The 14,706-nt window shown below is 70.8% G+C and carries 15 protein-coding genes; 3 read left to right on the forward strand and 12 right to left on the reverse strand.

Features of this window, described 5'->3' with window-relative positions; genetic code table 11:
• The 7 genes from ACWD5Q_RS01425 to ACWD5Q_RS01455 all read right to left on the reverse strand — a co-directional run.
• On the reverse strand, positions 1–536 hold a 536-nt coding region (locus tag ACWD5Q_RS01425), incomplete at its 3' end, for an alpha/beta hydrolase (RefSeq protein ID WP_451424938.1).
• A 283-nt stretch (positions 537–819) separates the two neighbouring features.
• Complete coding sequence (locus tag ACWD5Q_RS01430) at positions 820–1,305, reverse strand: helix-turn-helix transcriptional regulator (RefSeq protein WP_451424939.1); 486 nt, start codon at positions 1,303–1,305, stop codon at positions 820–822.
• A gap of 390 nt (positions 1,306–1,695) precedes the next feature.
• Positions 1,696–2,529, reverse strand: a complete 834-nt coding sequence (locus tag ACWD5Q_RS01435; protein ID WP_451424940.1) for an alpha/beta fold hydrolase — start codon at positions 2,527–2,529, stop codon at positions 1,696–1,698.
• Positions 2,530–2,727: 198 nt separating this feature from the next.
• Positions 2,728–3,966: a PucR family transcriptional regulator gene (locus ACWD5Q_RS01440; protein ID WP_451424941.1), complete on the reverse strand. Its 1,239-nt coding sequence runs from the start codon at positions 3,964–3,966 to the stop codon at positions 2,728–2,730.
• A gap of 343 nt (positions 3,967–4,309) precedes the next feature.
• Positions 4,310–5,941, reverse strand: a complete 1,632-nt coding sequence (locus ACWD5Q_RS01445; protein WP_451424942.1) for a DUF1416 domain-containing protein — start codon at positions 5,939–5,941, stop codon at positions 4,310–4,312.
• A gap of 54 nt (positions 5,942–5,995) precedes the next feature.
• Positions 5,996–6,823 (reverse strand): sulfurtransferase, encoded by an 828-nt coding sequence (locus ACWD5Q_RS01450; RefSeq protein ID WP_451424943.1) that lies wholly within the window; start codon positions 6,821–6,823, stop codon positions 5,996–5,998.
• 191 nt (positions 6,824–7,014) lie between these two features.
• Positions 7,015–8,133, reverse strand: a complete 1,119-nt coding sequence (locus tag ACWD5Q_RS01455; protein WP_451424944.1) for a hypothetical protein — start codon at positions 8,131–8,133, stop codon at positions 7,015–7,017.
• A gap of 198 nt (positions 8,134–8,331) precedes the next feature.
• Here ACWD5Q_RS01455 and ACWD5Q_RS01460 point away from each other — a divergent pair, with 198 nt between their 5' ends.
• Positions 8,332–9,486, forward strand: coding sequence for a cystathionine gamma-synthase (locus ACWD5Q_RS01460; protein ID WP_451424945.1), 1,155 nt, complete (start codon positions 8,332–8,334; stop codon positions 9,484–9,486).
• A gap of 24 nt (positions 9,487–9,510) precedes the next feature.
• Here ACWD5Q_RS01460 and ACWD5Q_RS01465 read toward each other — a convergent pair whose 3' ends face one another.
• The 3 genes from ACWD5Q_RS01465 to ACWD5Q_RS01475 all read right to left on the reverse strand — a co-directional run bounded on the left by ACWD5Q_RS01465 (position 9,511) and on the right by ACWD5Q_RS01475 (position 11,114).
• The gene (locus tag ACWD5Q_RS01465) at positions 9,511–9,759 is read right to left on the reverse strand and encodes a hypothetical protein (RefSeq protein ID WP_451424946.1); all 249 of its coding nucleotides are present in this window, start codon (positions 9,757–9,759) and stop codon (positions 9,511–9,513) included.
• 127 nt (positions 9,760–9,886) lie between these two features.
• A complete protein-coding gene (locus ACWD5Q_RS01470; RefSeq protein ID WP_451424947.1) occupies positions 9,887–10,390 on the reverse strand; it encodes a sigma factor-like helix-turn-helix DNA-binding protein in 504 nt (167 codons plus the stop codon).
• Positions 10,391–10,607: 217 nt separating this feature from the next.
• Positions 10,608–11,114 (reverse strand): MarR family winged helix-turn-helix transcriptional regulator, encoded by a 507-nt coding sequence (locus tag ACWD5Q_RS01475; RefSeq protein ID WP_451424948.1) that lies wholly within the window; start codon positions 11,112–11,114, stop codon positions 10,608–10,610.
• A 165-nt stretch (positions 11,115–11,279) separates the two neighbouring features.
• Between ACWD5Q_RS01475 and ilvA the strand changes: the two genes are divergently transcribed.
• Positions 11,280–12,509 (forward strand): threonine ammonia-lyase, encoded by a 1,230-nt coding sequence (ilvA, locus tag ACWD5Q_RS01480; RefSeq protein WP_451424949.1) that lies wholly within the window; start codon positions 11,280–11,282, stop codon positions 12,507–12,509.
• A 99-nt stretch (positions 12,510–12,608) separates the two neighbouring features.
• Here the strand turns inward: ilvA and greA are convergent, their stop codons facing one another.
• Together greA and ACWD5Q_RS01490 are read right to left on the reverse strand one after the other, a co-directional pair.
• Complete coding sequence (greA, locus tag ACWD5Q_RS01485) at positions 12,609–13,106, reverse strand: transcription elongation factor GreA (RefSeq protein WP_451424950.1); 498 nt, start codon at positions 13,104–13,106, stop codon at positions 12,609–12,611.
• 165 nt (positions 13,107–13,271) lie between these two features.
• Positions 13,272–13,670 (reverse strand): DUF4307 domain-containing protein, encoded by a 399-nt coding sequence (locus ACWD5Q_RS01490; RefSeq protein WP_451424951.1) that lies wholly within the window; start codon positions 13,668–13,670, stop codon positions 13,272–13,274.
• Between the two features lie 156 nt (positions 13,671–13,826).
• Here ACWD5Q_RS01490 and mca point away from each other — a divergent pair, with 156 nt between their 5' ends.
• Positions 13,827–14,699, forward strand: coding sequence for a mycothiol conjugate amidase Mca (gene mca / locus ACWD5Q_RS01495; RefSeq protein ID WP_451424952.1), 873 nt, complete (start codon positions 13,827–13,829; stop codon positions 14,697–14,699).
• Positions 14,700–14,706: the final 7 nt, after the last annotated feature.

Here is a 14,706-nt window from a genome sequence, read left to right on the forward strand (position 1 = left end):
TCCTTGGCCATCAGCGTCAGCGCCGCGGACATGTTGCCGCCGACGGAGTCACCGGCCACCGCGATCCGGGTGGCGTCCAGGCCCTTGGACGCGCCGTCCTCCACGATCCACCGCGCCACGGTGAAGTTCTGCTCGATGGCGACCGGGTAGCGGACCTCCGGGGAGAGGTCGTACTCGGGGAAGACCACCGCGGCCTCCGCCCCGACGGCCAGCTCCCGCACCAGGCGGTCGTGGGTGTGGGCGTTGCCGAACACCCAGCCCGCGCCGTGGATGTAGATGATCACCGGCAGGGTGCCCTCGGCGCCGGCCGGCTTGACGATGCGCGCCCGGACGCTGCCCGTCGGGCCGCCGGAGACGGTGATCCACTCCTCGTCCACCGCCGGCTTCTCGATCTCGCCGGACTGCGCCTCGTCGACCGCCTTGCGCCCCTCCGCCGGGCCCAGGTCGAACAGATACGGCGGGTTGGCGGTCGCCTCCGTGAAGGCGAGCGCCGCCGGCTCCAGCACCGGCGTGACCTGCTCAGGAAGGTGGGACATCGGGATCTCCTGACGTGATGGGCGGGACGGGCTGGATCTTCCCGGCGGCGGAGGCGCGGACGACCGGTGAAAGGCGGTCAGCCGCGCCTTTCACGCTATGCCGGGGAACGGGAGCGAATGGCCCGTTTGTGAACCGGTGCGAGCTCCGCAGTGCACACATGGCCTGCGGGCCGCACCGGAAAACCGAAGAAGGCTGTGAGAGCCCTGTGGCCGAGGTATCCGGACGGGGGCGCCCGGTGGAGTGCCGCCCGAATTCACCGGATCAGGCATCGGATTCACCGGATCAGGAGTCGGACGATGCCAGGGTCTGCCACTCCGTGGGAGAGACGCCGTACGTTTCCCGGAAGAGCCGGCTGAAGTGCGAGGCGCTGGAGAAGCCCCAGCTCTGGGCCACGGCGGCCACGGTGCGTCGTCGTCGGCCGAGTTCCCTTCGGCAGGCGTCCAGCCGGTGCCGGCGGATCCACGCGCTCACGGAGGTGCCCTCGACCTGGAAGAGCTTGTGCAGATAGCGCACCGAGATGTGATGGACCCGGGCGATCGACTCCGGTGACAGCTCCGGGTCCATCAGATTGGCCTCGATGTGGGCCCGGATGCGGACCAGCAGTTCGCGGCCGGCACCCGTCGCCCTCAGCTTCTCCGTCTCGAGGAGGTCGGCCACGAGCAACGCCACGAGGTCGACGGCGTTCAACGCGAGACGCCGGCTGCCTGTCGAGCCCGGGTCCTCCGGCATCTTGGCGAGACTGCCCAGGAACTGCGAGACAAGTGCCACCAGTCCCGTTCCGCTGCTGACGCGGATCCGTCCGAGTCCCCTTACCCGTTCCGCCGGAACCTCGAGAAAGGACAGGGGGATGCGGAAGAAGGCGACCTCGCCGCCGTGATCGGAAAGGTCGGACGGAGGAGTCGCGGAAAGGATCAGATCGTCCGGCGCGAGGGGAGTGGCCGTGCCTCGCGACGGGAACGCTTCACGGCCCGGGACGGTGATGCCCACATACAGGAAGTCGCCGTCTCTGCCTGTCGGCCACGGCAGGTCGATAAAGCGTCCTCGGGTGTTCGAGGAGGTAATCTCAAATGCTTGCCACTCACCGGTTTTTGGCATGCTTGATGCAGCCGACCTGGTCATTATCAATTCCCGTCGGTGATTTATCTGTTCAGAAGTGGGTCAGGTGGAGAGGAACTTGTCGACGACGGCGTTGAAGGCTGAGGGATTCTCCAGGAAGGGAAAGTGTGAATTGGCCACAGTGCTGGGGAAGACATGCAGGTGCGCATCCGGGATCCGCTCGGCGATGAACCGCTGCGATCGCGGATGGACGTGGCTTCCCTCGCACCCGATGACCAGCGTCGGCACATCCACGCGTGGCAGCACGTCGCGCCAGTCCTGAGCGCAATGGTCGAAGAGCAGGGGGACTCCGGCGTACGCGGGAGTCGATGCGACCTGCTCGTTCACGAAGGACAGCAGAGCGGGATCGGGCTCACCGGAGAACATGCCGCGCACGAAGTCGCGGCGCGCCTCCTCGCCGTCCGGTCCCGCGAGCGCGCTTCCGAGGGAGAGGAGGCCGGCCACATCGAAGATCGCCCCCGACTGCCGCTGCTCGTCGGCGGACATCCAGGGCACGGCCGCGACGGCCGCGGGCTGGTCGACGGCGACGAAGCGCCGCAGCCGGCCGGTGCCGTGACCGTCGATGAAGCTCCACCACACCGACACGCCCATCGACCAGCCCAGTGCGTCGAACCGGTCGATCCCCAGATGGTCGACCAGGGCGAGCACATCGGCGGCCAGCCGGGCGATGCGGTATCCGTGGTGCGGCTTGTCCGAGACCCCATGGCCCCGCAGGTCGAGCGTGATGACCCGGCGGGCAGGGGCCAAACCGTTCAGCTGATGCCTGAACATCTCCTGCGTCTGGCTCCAGCCGTGCAGCATGATCAGAGGGAAACCCTCGCCGCCGCTGTCCCGGTACACCAGCCGTACGCCGTCATCCGTCGTGAGTTCTCCCACGGACCCTCCTCTCCTTCCTGCCTCGGTGGCCGAATGCCCCTGAGTCGACGTCATGGTCAGCTCCTTCGTACTTCATTCTGCGAGAGGGGGACCTGCGGGCACCACCGCGCTCCGTAGGGATTGGCGCCCGAAAACTTCATCACCGTGTAGCAGCCCGGCCCGCGGCAGGGGGGAGGACGGCAGGCTCACGCGGCGGCGTCACCCGGTCTGCGGCTCCAGGAGATCCTGGATGCGCAGTCCCAGATGCAGCACCAGCCGGTCACCGCCGGAGTCCAGGTCGAGACCGGTGATCTCCTGTATCTGGCGCAGCCGGTAGTACAGCGAGGTGCGGTGGATCTGCAGGGTCTCCGCCGTCCTCGGAATCGATCCCGCGTGCTCCAGGAAGCACCGCAACGTCTCCACCAGCCGGGAACCACTCGGGCTTTCCAGCAGTGCGCGCAACGGCTTGGGCAGCAGACCCGCCTCCAGGGCGTGGTCCGGCAGTTGGAGGAGTACGGCGAACTCTCCCAGCGACGACCAGACGCCGACACTCCTCAGCTGGGGCATCCGGCGTGCCGCGCGGGCGGCGACGAGCGCCTGGGTGTAGGAGGTCTGGGCTTCGGCCAGGCCGCTCTGCACGCCGCCGACGCCCAGGACAGGGGCGGCCGGGGCGCCGAGGTAGGTGCGCAGGTCGTCGATGATGCCCAGGGACTGATCCGTGAGTTGCTGGTCGCAGACGGGCCGGGAGTGAGCCTGGAGCAGCACTGCGCTGTCCGCCGTCACGGCGATCACGCCGCTTGCCGACCGCGTCTGACGGAACTTCTCCAGCGCGCCCCGCAGTGCGAGTTCCACCTGGCCGGGCGGCTCCTGGGAGTGGGACACCTGGACGACGCTGGCCACCGTGTGCGCGGTCTCGGGGAGCAAGCCGCCGTCCACGATCCGCTGACGGGCGGTCTCACGCGCGGCGTGGTTGGTGCCGACGAGAGCGAGCAGCGCCTCCTGCGCCTCGGTCTCCTGGTCCGCGGCGGCCAGTTCGTCCGCGTACATCTGCGCGGCGATGGCGGGAGTGGCCTGCGCGACCTTGTCGGTCTCCTCCGGTGCCAGCGTCCCGTCCGGCGCGACCACCATGAGTAAACCGACCAGATGCCCGCGCGACCTGAGCGGTACGCAATAGCGGGTGAGCAGCCCCAGATCGTCACGGCCCTCGATGAACCCGGGCTTCGTCCACTGTGCGACGCCCAGGTCCAGGACGTAGCGGATGACCTCGGCGTCGGCCCGGCCCTGCAACAGGCTGCGGATGCGCACCGGGTCCTCGTCGTCGAAGTGCTGACTCGAACAGACCAGCCTCACCAAGGGGTCGTCGATCACCACGGAACGGCGAAGCTGCTCGGCCAGGGACTCCACCAGCCCCTGCAGTACGTCACTGCCCACACGAACCCGCTGGCGCTGCTCGGCCATGGTGGTTCCCTCCCCTGCCTCGTTTCTACAAGGCGTGCAACTTCGAGATCAATATTTCAACATTGTGCGGAAGACGCCCACGGTGGCAAACGCTCGCGCAGCGGGACGCCCCGGAGGGGCCGCGCACAGGGAAGGGCCGCACCGGCGGCCCGGGTCGTGAACCGACCTCGGGCCGCCGGTGCGGCCCTGCTTCCGTGCCGCGGTTCCTCGGTTTGGGGGGCCTTGTCGGGGGCCGTCCGCGTCGTGCCGTCGTGCCGGCCTCAGAGCCGGCTGTACGTCTCGATGCCCTCCGTGAACTCCTCGATCGCGCGGGCCGTCGGGAGGCCCGCCGTACCGCTGGGCCTCACCGCTCGTGGATCACAGGCCGCGCGTGCTCCACGGCGTCGTCGACGAGGACGACCTGGTGTCCGGCGGCATCCAGCAGCGAGGCGGCGATCGCGGCCCGGAAGCCGGTACGGCAGTGCACCCAGTACTCGGCGTCCGGCAGGGACGCGAGGATGCCGGGCAGTTCGGGCAGCGGGATGTGACGGGCGCCGGCGAGGTGGCCGGAGCGCCACTCGCCGCCACCGCGGACGTCCAGCACCTGAACCGGCCGCCCCGGCCGGACGGTGGCGAGGGTGGCGAAATCGGATCGCGGATACGAGGCCAGCCGCTCTGGGCCGGCCCACTGGAGCGGGTCTCCGACGGCGGCGGCGGCGATCCGGTCGAAGCCGATCCGCATCAGTTCGTTGCGGACCGCTTCCAGCTCGTCGTGACCGGCGGCCAGCAGGGTGAGGGGAGCGTCGAACGGCACCAGCCAGCCGAGGTAGGTGGCGAGGGACCCGGTGGCGTCGAAGTTCACCGTGCCCGGCAGGTGGACCGAGGCGTAGTCGGCTCGCGGCCGTACGTCCACCACCCACTCGCCCGCCGCGATCCGGTCGGCCAGTTCGGCCGGGTCCGCGGGCCGCGGCGCGGTGAGCGAGGCCTGGGGCGGCGGCCCGGCGGCGTTGATCGGCGCCATGTGGCCGTAGTACACGGGGTAGGGCTCCAAGCCGGCCAGTGTGCCGGTCGTGAAGGCGTCCTCGGCCTGGCGGAAGACGGGGTTCACCTCCCGTTCCCGGCCGATGGTGGACCGGTGCACCGCGCCGGCCGTCGTCGCGGCGCAGAAGCTGCCGAAGCCGTGGGTCGGCAGCACCACGGTGTCGTCCGGCAGCAACTCGGCCAGGCGGCGCACCGATCGGTACTGCTGATGGGCGAGCGGCTCGGCCAGCTCCCCGCCCATGAGATCGGTACGCCCGGTGGTGCCGTACAGCAGGGAGCCGCCCGTGCAGACCAGCCGGGGCACCCCGTCGGCGGGCGCGAAGGCGTAGGCGACGTGGTGATCGGTGTGCCCGGGGGTGGCGATCACCTGGATCTCCAGGCCACCGGCCGTCAGCCGGTCGCCGTCGGCGACCCGGACGGCGTCGAAGCCCAGGGGCGGCCCGGCGGGCACCGCGTAGGTGGCCCCGTGGCGGCGGGCGAGTTCGAGACCGCCGGTCACGTAGTCGTTGTGCAGATGGGTCTCCACGACCGTGTCGAGCCGCAGATCGCGGGAGTCCAGCACGCTGGTGATCCGCTGCAGGTCCCGCTGCGGGTCGACGGCGACCGCGACCGCCCCGTCCGTGATGAGATAGCTCCGGTTGCCGAGGCTGAGGGTGGAGATCTGGATGATCTCCAGATGGTCGGGCAGACGTTCGGAGACGCGCAGCACGGCCTCGGCGGGCCGGTCCGGCTCCGCCTCGACCGGTGTCTCCGTGACACCGAACGGCGAGAGCGCCCGCAGCACCCAGCGCCCCGGGAGCACCTCGAAGCGGAACGCGCCGGCCGGTGAGGTGGCCACCTCACCGACGAACTCACCCGCCGGGTCGAGCAGACGGACCCAGGCACGGACGGCCGTCCCGTCGGCGGCCTGGACACGCCCGGCCACGACGGTCCGGGGAACGGTGACGGAATCCACGGGTGTTCCTGTCATCTTCACTGCGCCCTTCGCGGTCCGGTGCTCACGGTGTGATCACCTCTCGATGGGGACGCCGACCATGGAGCCGTACTCGGTCCACGAGCCGTCGTAGTTCTTGACGTCCGGGTGGCCGAGCAGTTCGTGGAAGACGAACCAGGTGTGGGCGCTGCGCTCGCCGATGCGGCAGTAGACGATCGTGTCGCGGTCGAAGTCGACTTCCGCGTCGCGGTAGAGCGCCCGGAGTTCGTCATCGGTTCTGAAGGTGCCGTCGTCGTTGGCCGCCCTGGACCAGGGGACGTTCCGGGCGGTCGGGATGTGACCACCCCGCTGCGCCTGCTCCTGCGGCAGATGGGCGGGGGCCAGCAACTGGCCCGAGAACTCCTGGGGCGAGCGGACGTCGATCAGGTTCCTGTGCCCGATCGCGGTCAGCACCTCGTCACGGAACGCCCGGATCGAGAGATCGGGCTCCTTGGCGGTGTAGTCGGTCCGGGGCCGCTTGGGCACCTCGTCGGTGAGCGGCCGCGACTGCAGCTCCCAGAGCTTGCGGCCGCCATCGAGGAGACGGACCCGCTCGTGGCCGTAGACCTTCAGGCACCAATAGGCGTAAGCGGCGAACCAGTTGTTGTTGCCGCCGTACAACACCACGGTGTCCTCGGGTGCGATGCCGCGCTCCGACATCAGCTCCTGAAGGCGCTTCCTGCCGACGAAGTCGCGGCGGACCGGATCCTGCAGATCGGCGCGCCAGTCCAGCTTCACCGCGCCGCGGATGTGGCCGCGGTCGTAGGCGCTCACGTCCTCGTCGACCTCGATGATCACCACGTTCGCGTCGTCCGTGTGCTGCTGCACCCAGTCGGCGTCGACCAGGGACTCCTTCCGGCTCATCGTCGTCCCCTCTCCGCCAGGTGAATGGGAGATCCGTACCGGCCCGGAGGTGTGTCGTTCGGACGTGACACCTCCACCACACCCCATCCCCCGGGCTCCGTCAAACCATGGGGTCCGTGGCGTGCCCCCGGTGCCGGTGCTCACCGGGGGCGGACGCCGATGGACACCACGCGGACTTCGTCCAGGGGGCCTCAGCGGGGCAGTGCCGCCGGGCTGCCGCCGTTCGCCTCGAAGCCCGCCACCGCCAGCGCGCGGTACACCGCGTAGTCCGCGGCCGGGTCGGCGGTCAGGGTCCAGGGGAGCGCGCCCACGTGTCCGTCGACGTGGACGAGCTGGGCCATCGCCTCCGCCCAGCGCTCGCCGCGGACCAGGAAGAACACCAGGAGGTGGCGGACATGCGCCAGCATCGGGTCGTCGGGGCGGGCCGACTGCACCGCGAAGAGCGCGCCGTGGATCGCCTTCGTCACGACCTCGCTCTGGTAGAAGCTGCTGACCAGGTTCACCTCGGGGAGGTGTTCGAAGACCGCGAAGAGGGGCATCGCCGCCAGGAGCGAGCCCTGCGGGGCCCGGGCCGCGGCCGCCTCCGCGAAGGAGTACGCCAGCTCCCGCGAGCCGTGCCACTTCTCGCACCAGTAGTGCAGGGCCGCCAGATGCGCTCCCATATGGGCGGGCGCCCGGTCCAGGATCTTCAGCCACAGCTGCTCGAACTCCGGCCGCGGGTAGGCCAGCCCGCGGGCGACCGACAGCTCGACGATGTACGGGATCGGGTCACCGGGGGCCAGCAGCGCCGCCTCCGCGCTCGCCGATCTCGCCTCCTCCATGATGATCCGGAACTCGTCCGTCCCCGGCGTCGACGTGCGCCACGCCTGCTGCACCAGGAACTCCGCGTGCACGGCCGCGCCGCCCGCGTCCTTGGGCGCCTCGGCCCGCCACACCCGCAGCCACTGGCCGCCCGGCGTCTCGCTCACCCCGCCGGGCCGCTGCTGGAGCTCCAGGGACGCGGCTCCCGCGAAGGCCTGCACACGCTGCCAGCGCGTCTCACCCTCCGTCTCCGTGCCGGCCAGGAGCTGGGCCGCCGCGCGGTAGTCCTGGGTGCGCTGCACCACGTCCAGGACGCCCAGCAGGTCGTCGTCGGGGCCGGGCATCCGGATGTCCAGCTCCTCCTGGCGCACAAAGCCGTAGTTCGCCGGGTCCGCGGCGTCCGGGTCGCCCGGCGCGACCTGCTGGATGCCCGAGCGCCTGCGCATGAGGACGGGCAGCAGAACCATGCTGAAGAGGGCCAGCGCCATCAGGACCCAGAGAATTGCCATGGCTCAAGCGAACCAGACGGACCGGACACCGTGCCAACCCGGTCGCGGAACCTGTGGAAAACCGACCTCCCCGCCCCTCTCACCGACCACCCCGCGCGCGATGCCTCCGGCGATCCGTCCGCCGTCCGGCGTGCGTCCGTCGTCCGGCGATGTGCCCGTCGTCCCATCCCGGCCGCGGGCGCACTACCCTCGGTGCACATGAGCGACAGGCACATCAGCGAACACTTCGAGACCCTCGCGATCCACGCGGGGAACACCGCCGACCCCCTCACCGGTGCGGTCGTCCCGCCGATCTACCAGGTCTCCACCTACAAGCAGGACGGCGTCGGCGGACTGCGCGGCGGCTACGAGTACAGCCGTAGCGCCAACCCCACCAGGACCGCCCTGGAGGAGAACCTCGCCGCCCTGGAGGGCGGCCGCCGCGGCCTCGCGTTCGCGTCCGGACTGGCGGCCGAGGACTGCCTGTTGCGTACGCTGCTCAGCCCCGGCGACCACGTGGTCATCCCGAACGACGCGTACGGCGGCACGTTCCGCCTCTTCGCCAAGGTGGTCTCCCGGTGGGGCGTGGAATGGTCGGTCGCCGACACCAGCGATCCGTCCTCCGTACGAGCGGCGCTCACCCCGAAGACCAAGGCCGTGTGGGTGGAGACCCCCTCCAACCCGCTGCTCGGTATCACCGACATCGCCGCCGTCGCCCAGATCGCCCATGACGCGGGCGCCCGGCTCGTCGTCGACAACACGTTCGCGACCCCCTACCTCCAGCAGCCGCTGGCACTCGGCGCGGACGTCGCCGTGCATTCCTTGACCAAGTACATGGGCGGCCACTCCGACGTCGTCGGCGGTGCGCTGATCGTGAACGACGAGGAGCTGGGCGAGCAGCTCGCGTACCACCAGAACGCGATGGGCGCGGTCGCCGGCCCCTTCGACTCCTGGCTGGTGCTGCGCGGCACCAAGACGCTCGCCGTGCGCATGGACCGGCACAGCGAGAACGCGACGCGGATCGCCGAGATGCTCACCCGGCACGCGCGCGTGACGCGTGTGCTCTACCCGGGCCTGCCCGAGCACCCCGGTCACGAGGTGGCCGCGAAGCAGATGAAGGCGTTCGGCGGCATGGTCTCCTTCCAGGTCGAGGGCGGCGAGGAGGCGGCCGTCGAGGTCTGCAACCGCGCCCAGGTGTTCACCCTCGGCGAGTCCCTCGGGGGCGTCGAGTCGCTGATCGAGCACCCGGGGCGCATGACGCACGCGTCCGCGGCCGGCTCGGCCCTGGAGGTACCCGGCGACCTGGTCCGCCTGTCCGTGGGCATCGAGAACGTCGACGACCTGATGGAGGACCTCCGGCAGGCCCTCGGCTAGGTCTCTCGCCCAGCGGATCAGGTCTCACCAGTCGCTGATCGGTGGAGTCGTCGTCGAGGGCGGCTCCGCCCAGGGGCGTGCCACCGACGCCCAGACCACGAAGGCGACGGCCGCGGCGAGCAGCGCCAGCCACAGCAGACGGCGCGCCACGGTCCGGCGGCGCAGCGTGCGGCTGCCGCGCCGGACCGCCTCGGCGTGGAGGCCGGGCGGTACCGGGGGCGGCGTCCGCTCCAGCAGTCGCCGCACGGTGGCCTCCCGCTCGGACAGGTTCACCGGCCGCCTCCGTCCCGCTCCGGACACGTCCGTCCCACCGCGCGCTCCACGACAGTCCGCGCCACCACGCGCTCCACGCCGCAACCACCCCCGCCCCGCTCCCCGTACCCCCGCTCTGCCGTGCCCCTCACGACGGAGCCGCCTTCGCCCCCAGCGGCGCCGGTGCCGGGCCCCGTGGCGGGTGCAGCAGGGTCGCCGTCGCCCGCGCGCAGATCGACCGGACCCGGTCGGGAGGCAGACCCAGCAGCGCCGCGGTCTGCTCCTCGGCGACCCCCTCGTAGAGCCTGAGGACGAGGATCAGCCGCTGCCGGGGTGTCAGGGCCGCGAGCACGCTCCCCGCGCCCGGCCGGTACCGGCCGAGCGGCCCGTGGTAGTGCCACGCACTGTGTGCGAAGCGGGTGGCCAGCCGGCGGCGGGCCCGGTCGTAGGGGTCCTCGCCGCGCAACCGGTCCCAGGAGGCGTACGTCTCGGCGAGGGCCAGGGTCAGCAGGCGCCGCGCGCGCGGGTTGTCGTCCGGGGCCTCGGCGGTCAGCAGGGTGGCGGCATGCAGCAGCCGCCCGGACGCACCCGCGACGAACGCCTCGAACTCCCGGTCCCGGCGGGCGCCTGGGGACTCATGCCGTGCTCGCACCGCGCCTCCCGCCTGAGAGCGACCTGAGGGGACGGGAACCCGGCCGCGTACGGCAGCGGTCGCGCACACCCGCGTCAAAGGGGCGTGAACGGCGCGCCGGACCGCGTACGACAGGGGCCCGGTCTCATGGGAAACCGGCCGCGCGCCTGGGTCAAGAGCCGAGGCGCGCCCGTACGCGCGCGTGTCGCCGTGACGACCTACGGCGTGTCCCGGAGGCTCAGGACGACGGCTGTGACTCCGCCTCCGGGATCCCCTGGGCGGACTGCCGCGCGGAGAGGGCGACGTTGAACCGGGTGAGGAGGCCGCAGAACACCGTGCGCTCCTCCGGGGTCCAGTCGTGCGTCAGTTCGGCCATGAACCGGCGCCGGGAGGAACGCACTTCCTCCAGCCGCGAGAGCCCGCGCGGGGAGAGCTGGAGCACCACCGCGCGCCCGTCCTCCGGGTGCGAGGTGCGTTTGACCAGACCGGTGTCGACCAGCGGGGCCACCTGCCGGGTGACCGTCGACGAGTCGATGCCCATGCTCGCCGCGAGCGCCTTGACGCCCATCGGGCCCTCCTTGTCGAGGCGGTTGAGCAGCAGGTACGCGGCGCGGTCCATGGAGTTGCGCACCTGCCCGACCCCGCCGAGCCGCGTCTGTTCGGCACGGCGTGCGAACACCGCGACCTCGTGCTGCAGCGTGTCCAGGAGACCGGGATCACCGACGGTCGTCATGTCCATCGACATATCAGGTGTTGTGGGCATGGCCGGGGGCTCACTTCATGCGTGGGGAGCTGGGTTGGGGGACAGGTTACGCGGCCTTGGCGCAGGTCGTACCGGCGCTGCGAAAACCCGTCCCGCGCCTTGGTCACACCCGCTGCGAACGGGCGCTGAACTGCGAGACTGGTGACCATGAGCTACAGCACGGCCGACTCCTTGCCGACGGTGACGCTGGACGACGTCCGGGGCGCCCAGAAGATGCTCTCGGGCGTGGCACGCGTCACCGCCATGGAGGGCAGCAGGCATCTGTCCCAGCTCGTCGGCGCGCCGGTGCACCTCAAGTGCGAGAACCTCCAGCGGACGGGCTCGTTCAAGCTGCGCGGCGCGTATGTGCGGATCGCGGGGCTGCTGCCCGAGGAGCGGGCCGCCGGGGTGGTGGCCGCGAGCGCCGGGAACCACGCGCAGGGCGTCGCCCTCGCGTCCTCGCTGCTCGGCGTGCACGCCACGGTGTTCATGCCGAAGGGCGCACCGCTGCCGAAGATCAGCGCCACGCAGGACTACGGCGCCGAGGTGCGCCTGCACGGCCAGGTGGTCGACGAGACCCTGGCCGCGGCCCAGGAGTACGCGGCCGAGACGGGCGCGGTGTTCATCCACCCCTTCGACCACCCCGACATCATCGCGGGCCAGGGCACCGTCGGCCTGGAGATCCTGGACCAGTGCCCCCAGGTGCGCACGATCGTCGTCGGGATCGGCGGCGGCGGGCTCGCGGCCGGTATCGCGGTCGCGGTGAAGGCGCTCCGGCCCGATGTGCGGATCGTCGGTGTGCAGGCGGCGGGCTCGGCGGCGTATCCGCCCTCGCTGGCGGCCGGACGTCCCGTGGCGGTCGAGAGCCCGGCGACGATGGCCGACGGCATCAAGGTCGGCCGGCCCGGTGATGTGCCGTTCGGGATCATCCGCGAGCTGGTGGACGAGGTCCGCACGGTCACCGAGGATCAGCTCTCCGCCGCGCTGCTGCTGTGTCTGGAGCGCGCCAAGCTGGTCGTCGAGCCGGCCGGCGCGAGCCCCGTCGCGGCCCTGCTGAGCGGGCTGGGCGAGGCCGAGGGCCCGGTCGTGGCGGTGCTGTCCGGCGGCAACGTCGACCCGGTGCTGCTCCAGCGCGTCCTGCGGCACGGCATGGCCGCGCAGGGCCGCTATCTGGCCGTCCGGCTCCGCCTGACCGACCGGCCGGGGGTGCTGGCCACGCTGCTCGGGGTGCTGTCGGCGGCGGACGCCAACGTCCTCGATGTGAGCCATGTACGGACCGACCCACGGCTCGGACTCACGGAGGCGGAGGTGGAGCTGCACCTGGAGACGAAGGGCCCGGCGCACTCCGCCGAGGTCGGCCGAGCCCTGCGCGACGCCGGTTACACGGTCATCGATTAGAGGGTGAGGCAGGCGATGCCGATCCTCCGGACGCGGTCGACCGCCGTATGACGGGACCCCGGCGCCGCCGTGGCACCGGGGTCTCCTCACGTCCTGGCGTCAGCCGGAGTACGGCTCGGCCTTGAGGATCTTCACCATGGCCTTCTTGCCGTTCGGCAGCTCGTACTCGGCGTCCTCGCCGACCCGCTTGCCGTGCACGCCCGTCCCCAGCGGGGACTGCGGCGAGTACGTCTCGATCTCGGCGCTCGCGTACTCGCGGGACGCCAGCAGGAAGGTCAGGGTGTCGTCCTCGTCACCGTCGAAGGCGATGGTGACGACCATGCCGGGCGCGACGGCACCGTTGGCCGCCGGAGCCTCGCCGACCTTGGCGTTCTCCAGAAGCTGGGTCAGCTGGCGCACACGGAGCTCCTGCTTGCCCTGCTCCTCCTTGGCCGCGTGGTACCCGCCGTTCTCGCGCAGGTCGCCCTCCTCGCGCGCGGCGGCGATCTTGGCGGCGATCTCCGAGCGCGCGGGACCAGAAAGGTACTCCAGCTCGGCCTTGAGCTGGTTGTACGCCTCCTGGGTCAGCCAGGTGACGTTCTCGCTGGTCTGGGTCACAGGTGCTCCTCGTCGGTGCTGGGAATACAAAGCATCGCCCTACCCAGAAGAATGTTCCTCCACAGGTGGGCGAAACCACGAGCCTAACAATTCAGCGGCAAAAGGGGGAGGACATAAGCCATCAGAATCACGACAGTGCAGGTCAGCGGTCCCGCCGGGGCGATGTCAGCCCGCGTGGCAGCCGAGCAGCTCCGCCGTGGTGCCCGGGGCCGTCGTACGGAGCGTGACCACCCGGTCGATGCGCGTGGCGTGTCCGCCGAACCGGAAGTCCGCGCGGCCCACCTCGGTGCCGTCCGCAGACTGGGAGCGCAGGGTGCAGTAGCCGCCGGCGTCCGCGTCCTTGCGGACCTCGAGATGTATCTTCACCGCGTCGGGTGAGGCGTCGAAGGTGATGACCTCGCCGCTGATCTTGTTCTCGGCGACGTAGTGGTAGGCGAACCAGCCGACGACCACGAGCAGCAGTGCGCCCAGCACACTGCCGACGATCTTGAGTGTGCGGTCGGCGCGCTCGTCCGCGGAGCGGCCGTAGCGGCCCTCGGGCAGCCGCGTGCTCGCCGTACTCATGACTGTCCTCTCGGCAGGGACCGGGGCGAACGTCCCGGAAGGGGCACTCCGGGAACCGACCCGGAATTATTCGCCCCCCGATTCGGTCACTATAGAAGCCGCCCTACGCGCCGGTTCACACGGGCGCCGACTTGCCGAGTTACTGAGGATCGAGTCTTGACTGACCAACTGCGACTGATGGCCGTCCACGCCCACCCCGACGACGAGTCGAGCAAGGGCGCGGCCACCATGGCGAAGTACGTGTCCGAAGGGGTGGACGTGCTGGTGGTGACCTGCACGGGCGGGGAACGCGGCTCCATCCTCAATCCGAAGCTCCAGGGCGACACGTACATCCAGGAGCACATCCAAGAGGTGCGGAAGAAGGAGATGGAGGAGGCGCGGCAGATCCTCGGCGTCCGGCAGGAGTGGCTCGGCTTCGTCGACTCCGGCCTGCCGGAGGGCGACCCGCTGCCCCCGCTGCCCGAGGGCTGCTTCGCCCTGGAGGACGTCGACAAGGCGGCCGGGGAGCTGGTCCGCAAGATCCGCGCGTTCCGCCCGCAGGTGATCACCACCTACGACGAGAACGGCGGTTACCCGCACCCCGACCACATCATGACCCACAAGATCTCGATGGTGGCGTTCGAGGGCGCGGCGGACACCGAGAAGTACCCGGAGGCGGAGTTCGGCCCGGCGTGGCAGGCGCTGAAGCTCTACTACAACCAGGGCTTCAACCGCCCGCGCACCGAGGCGCTGCACAAGGCCATGCTGGAGCGCGGCCTGGAGTCGCCCTACGGGGAGTGGCTGAAGCGGTGGGACGAGTTCGAGCGCGTCGAGCGCACCCTGACCACCCACATCCCGTGCGCGGACTTCTTCGAGATCCGCGACAAGGCGCTGATCGCGCACGCCACGCAGATCGACCCCGACGGCGGCTGGTTCCACGTCCCGATGGATCTGCAGAAGGCGGTCTGGCCGACGGAGGAGTACGAGCTGGCGAAGTCGCTCGTGGACACCTCCCTGCCGGAGGACGACCTCTTTGCAGGCATCCGCTAGCCCTGAG

It is taken from the genome of Streptomyces sp. NPDC002513, assembly GCF_053595355.1.

Bases quoted from the DNA above. Each gene is read 5' to 3' on its own strand.
- ACWD5Q_RS01440 (WP_451424941.1), bottom strand. From the start codon at position 3,966: ATGGCCGAGCAGCGCCAGCGGGTTCGTGTGGGCAGTGACGTACTGCAG.
- ACWD5Q_RS01455 (WP_451424944.1), bottom strand. From the start codon at position 8,133: ATGGCAATTCTCTGGGTCCTGATGGCGCTGGCCCTCTTCAGCATGGTT.
- ACWD5Q_RS01490 (WP_451424951.1), bottom strand. From the start codon at position 13,670: ATGAGTACGGCGAGCACGCGGCTGCCCGAGGGCCGCTACGGCCGCTCC.
- ACWD5Q_RS01475 (WP_451424948.1), bottom strand. From the start codon at position 11,114: ATGTCGATGGACATGACGACCGTCGGTGATCCCGGTCTCCTGGACACG.
- ACWD5Q_RS01450 (WP_451424943.1), bottom strand. From the start codon at position 6,823: ATGAGCCGGAAGGAGTCCCTGGTCGACGCCGACTGGGTGCAGCAGCAC.
- ACWD5Q_RS01460 (WP_451424945.1), top strand. From the start codon at position 8,332: ATGAGCGACAGGCACATCAGCGAACACTTCGAGACCCTCGCGATCCAC.
- ilvA (WP_451424949.1), top strand. From the start codon at position 11,280: ATGAGCTACAGCACGGCCGACTCCTTGCCGACGGTGACGCTGGACGAC.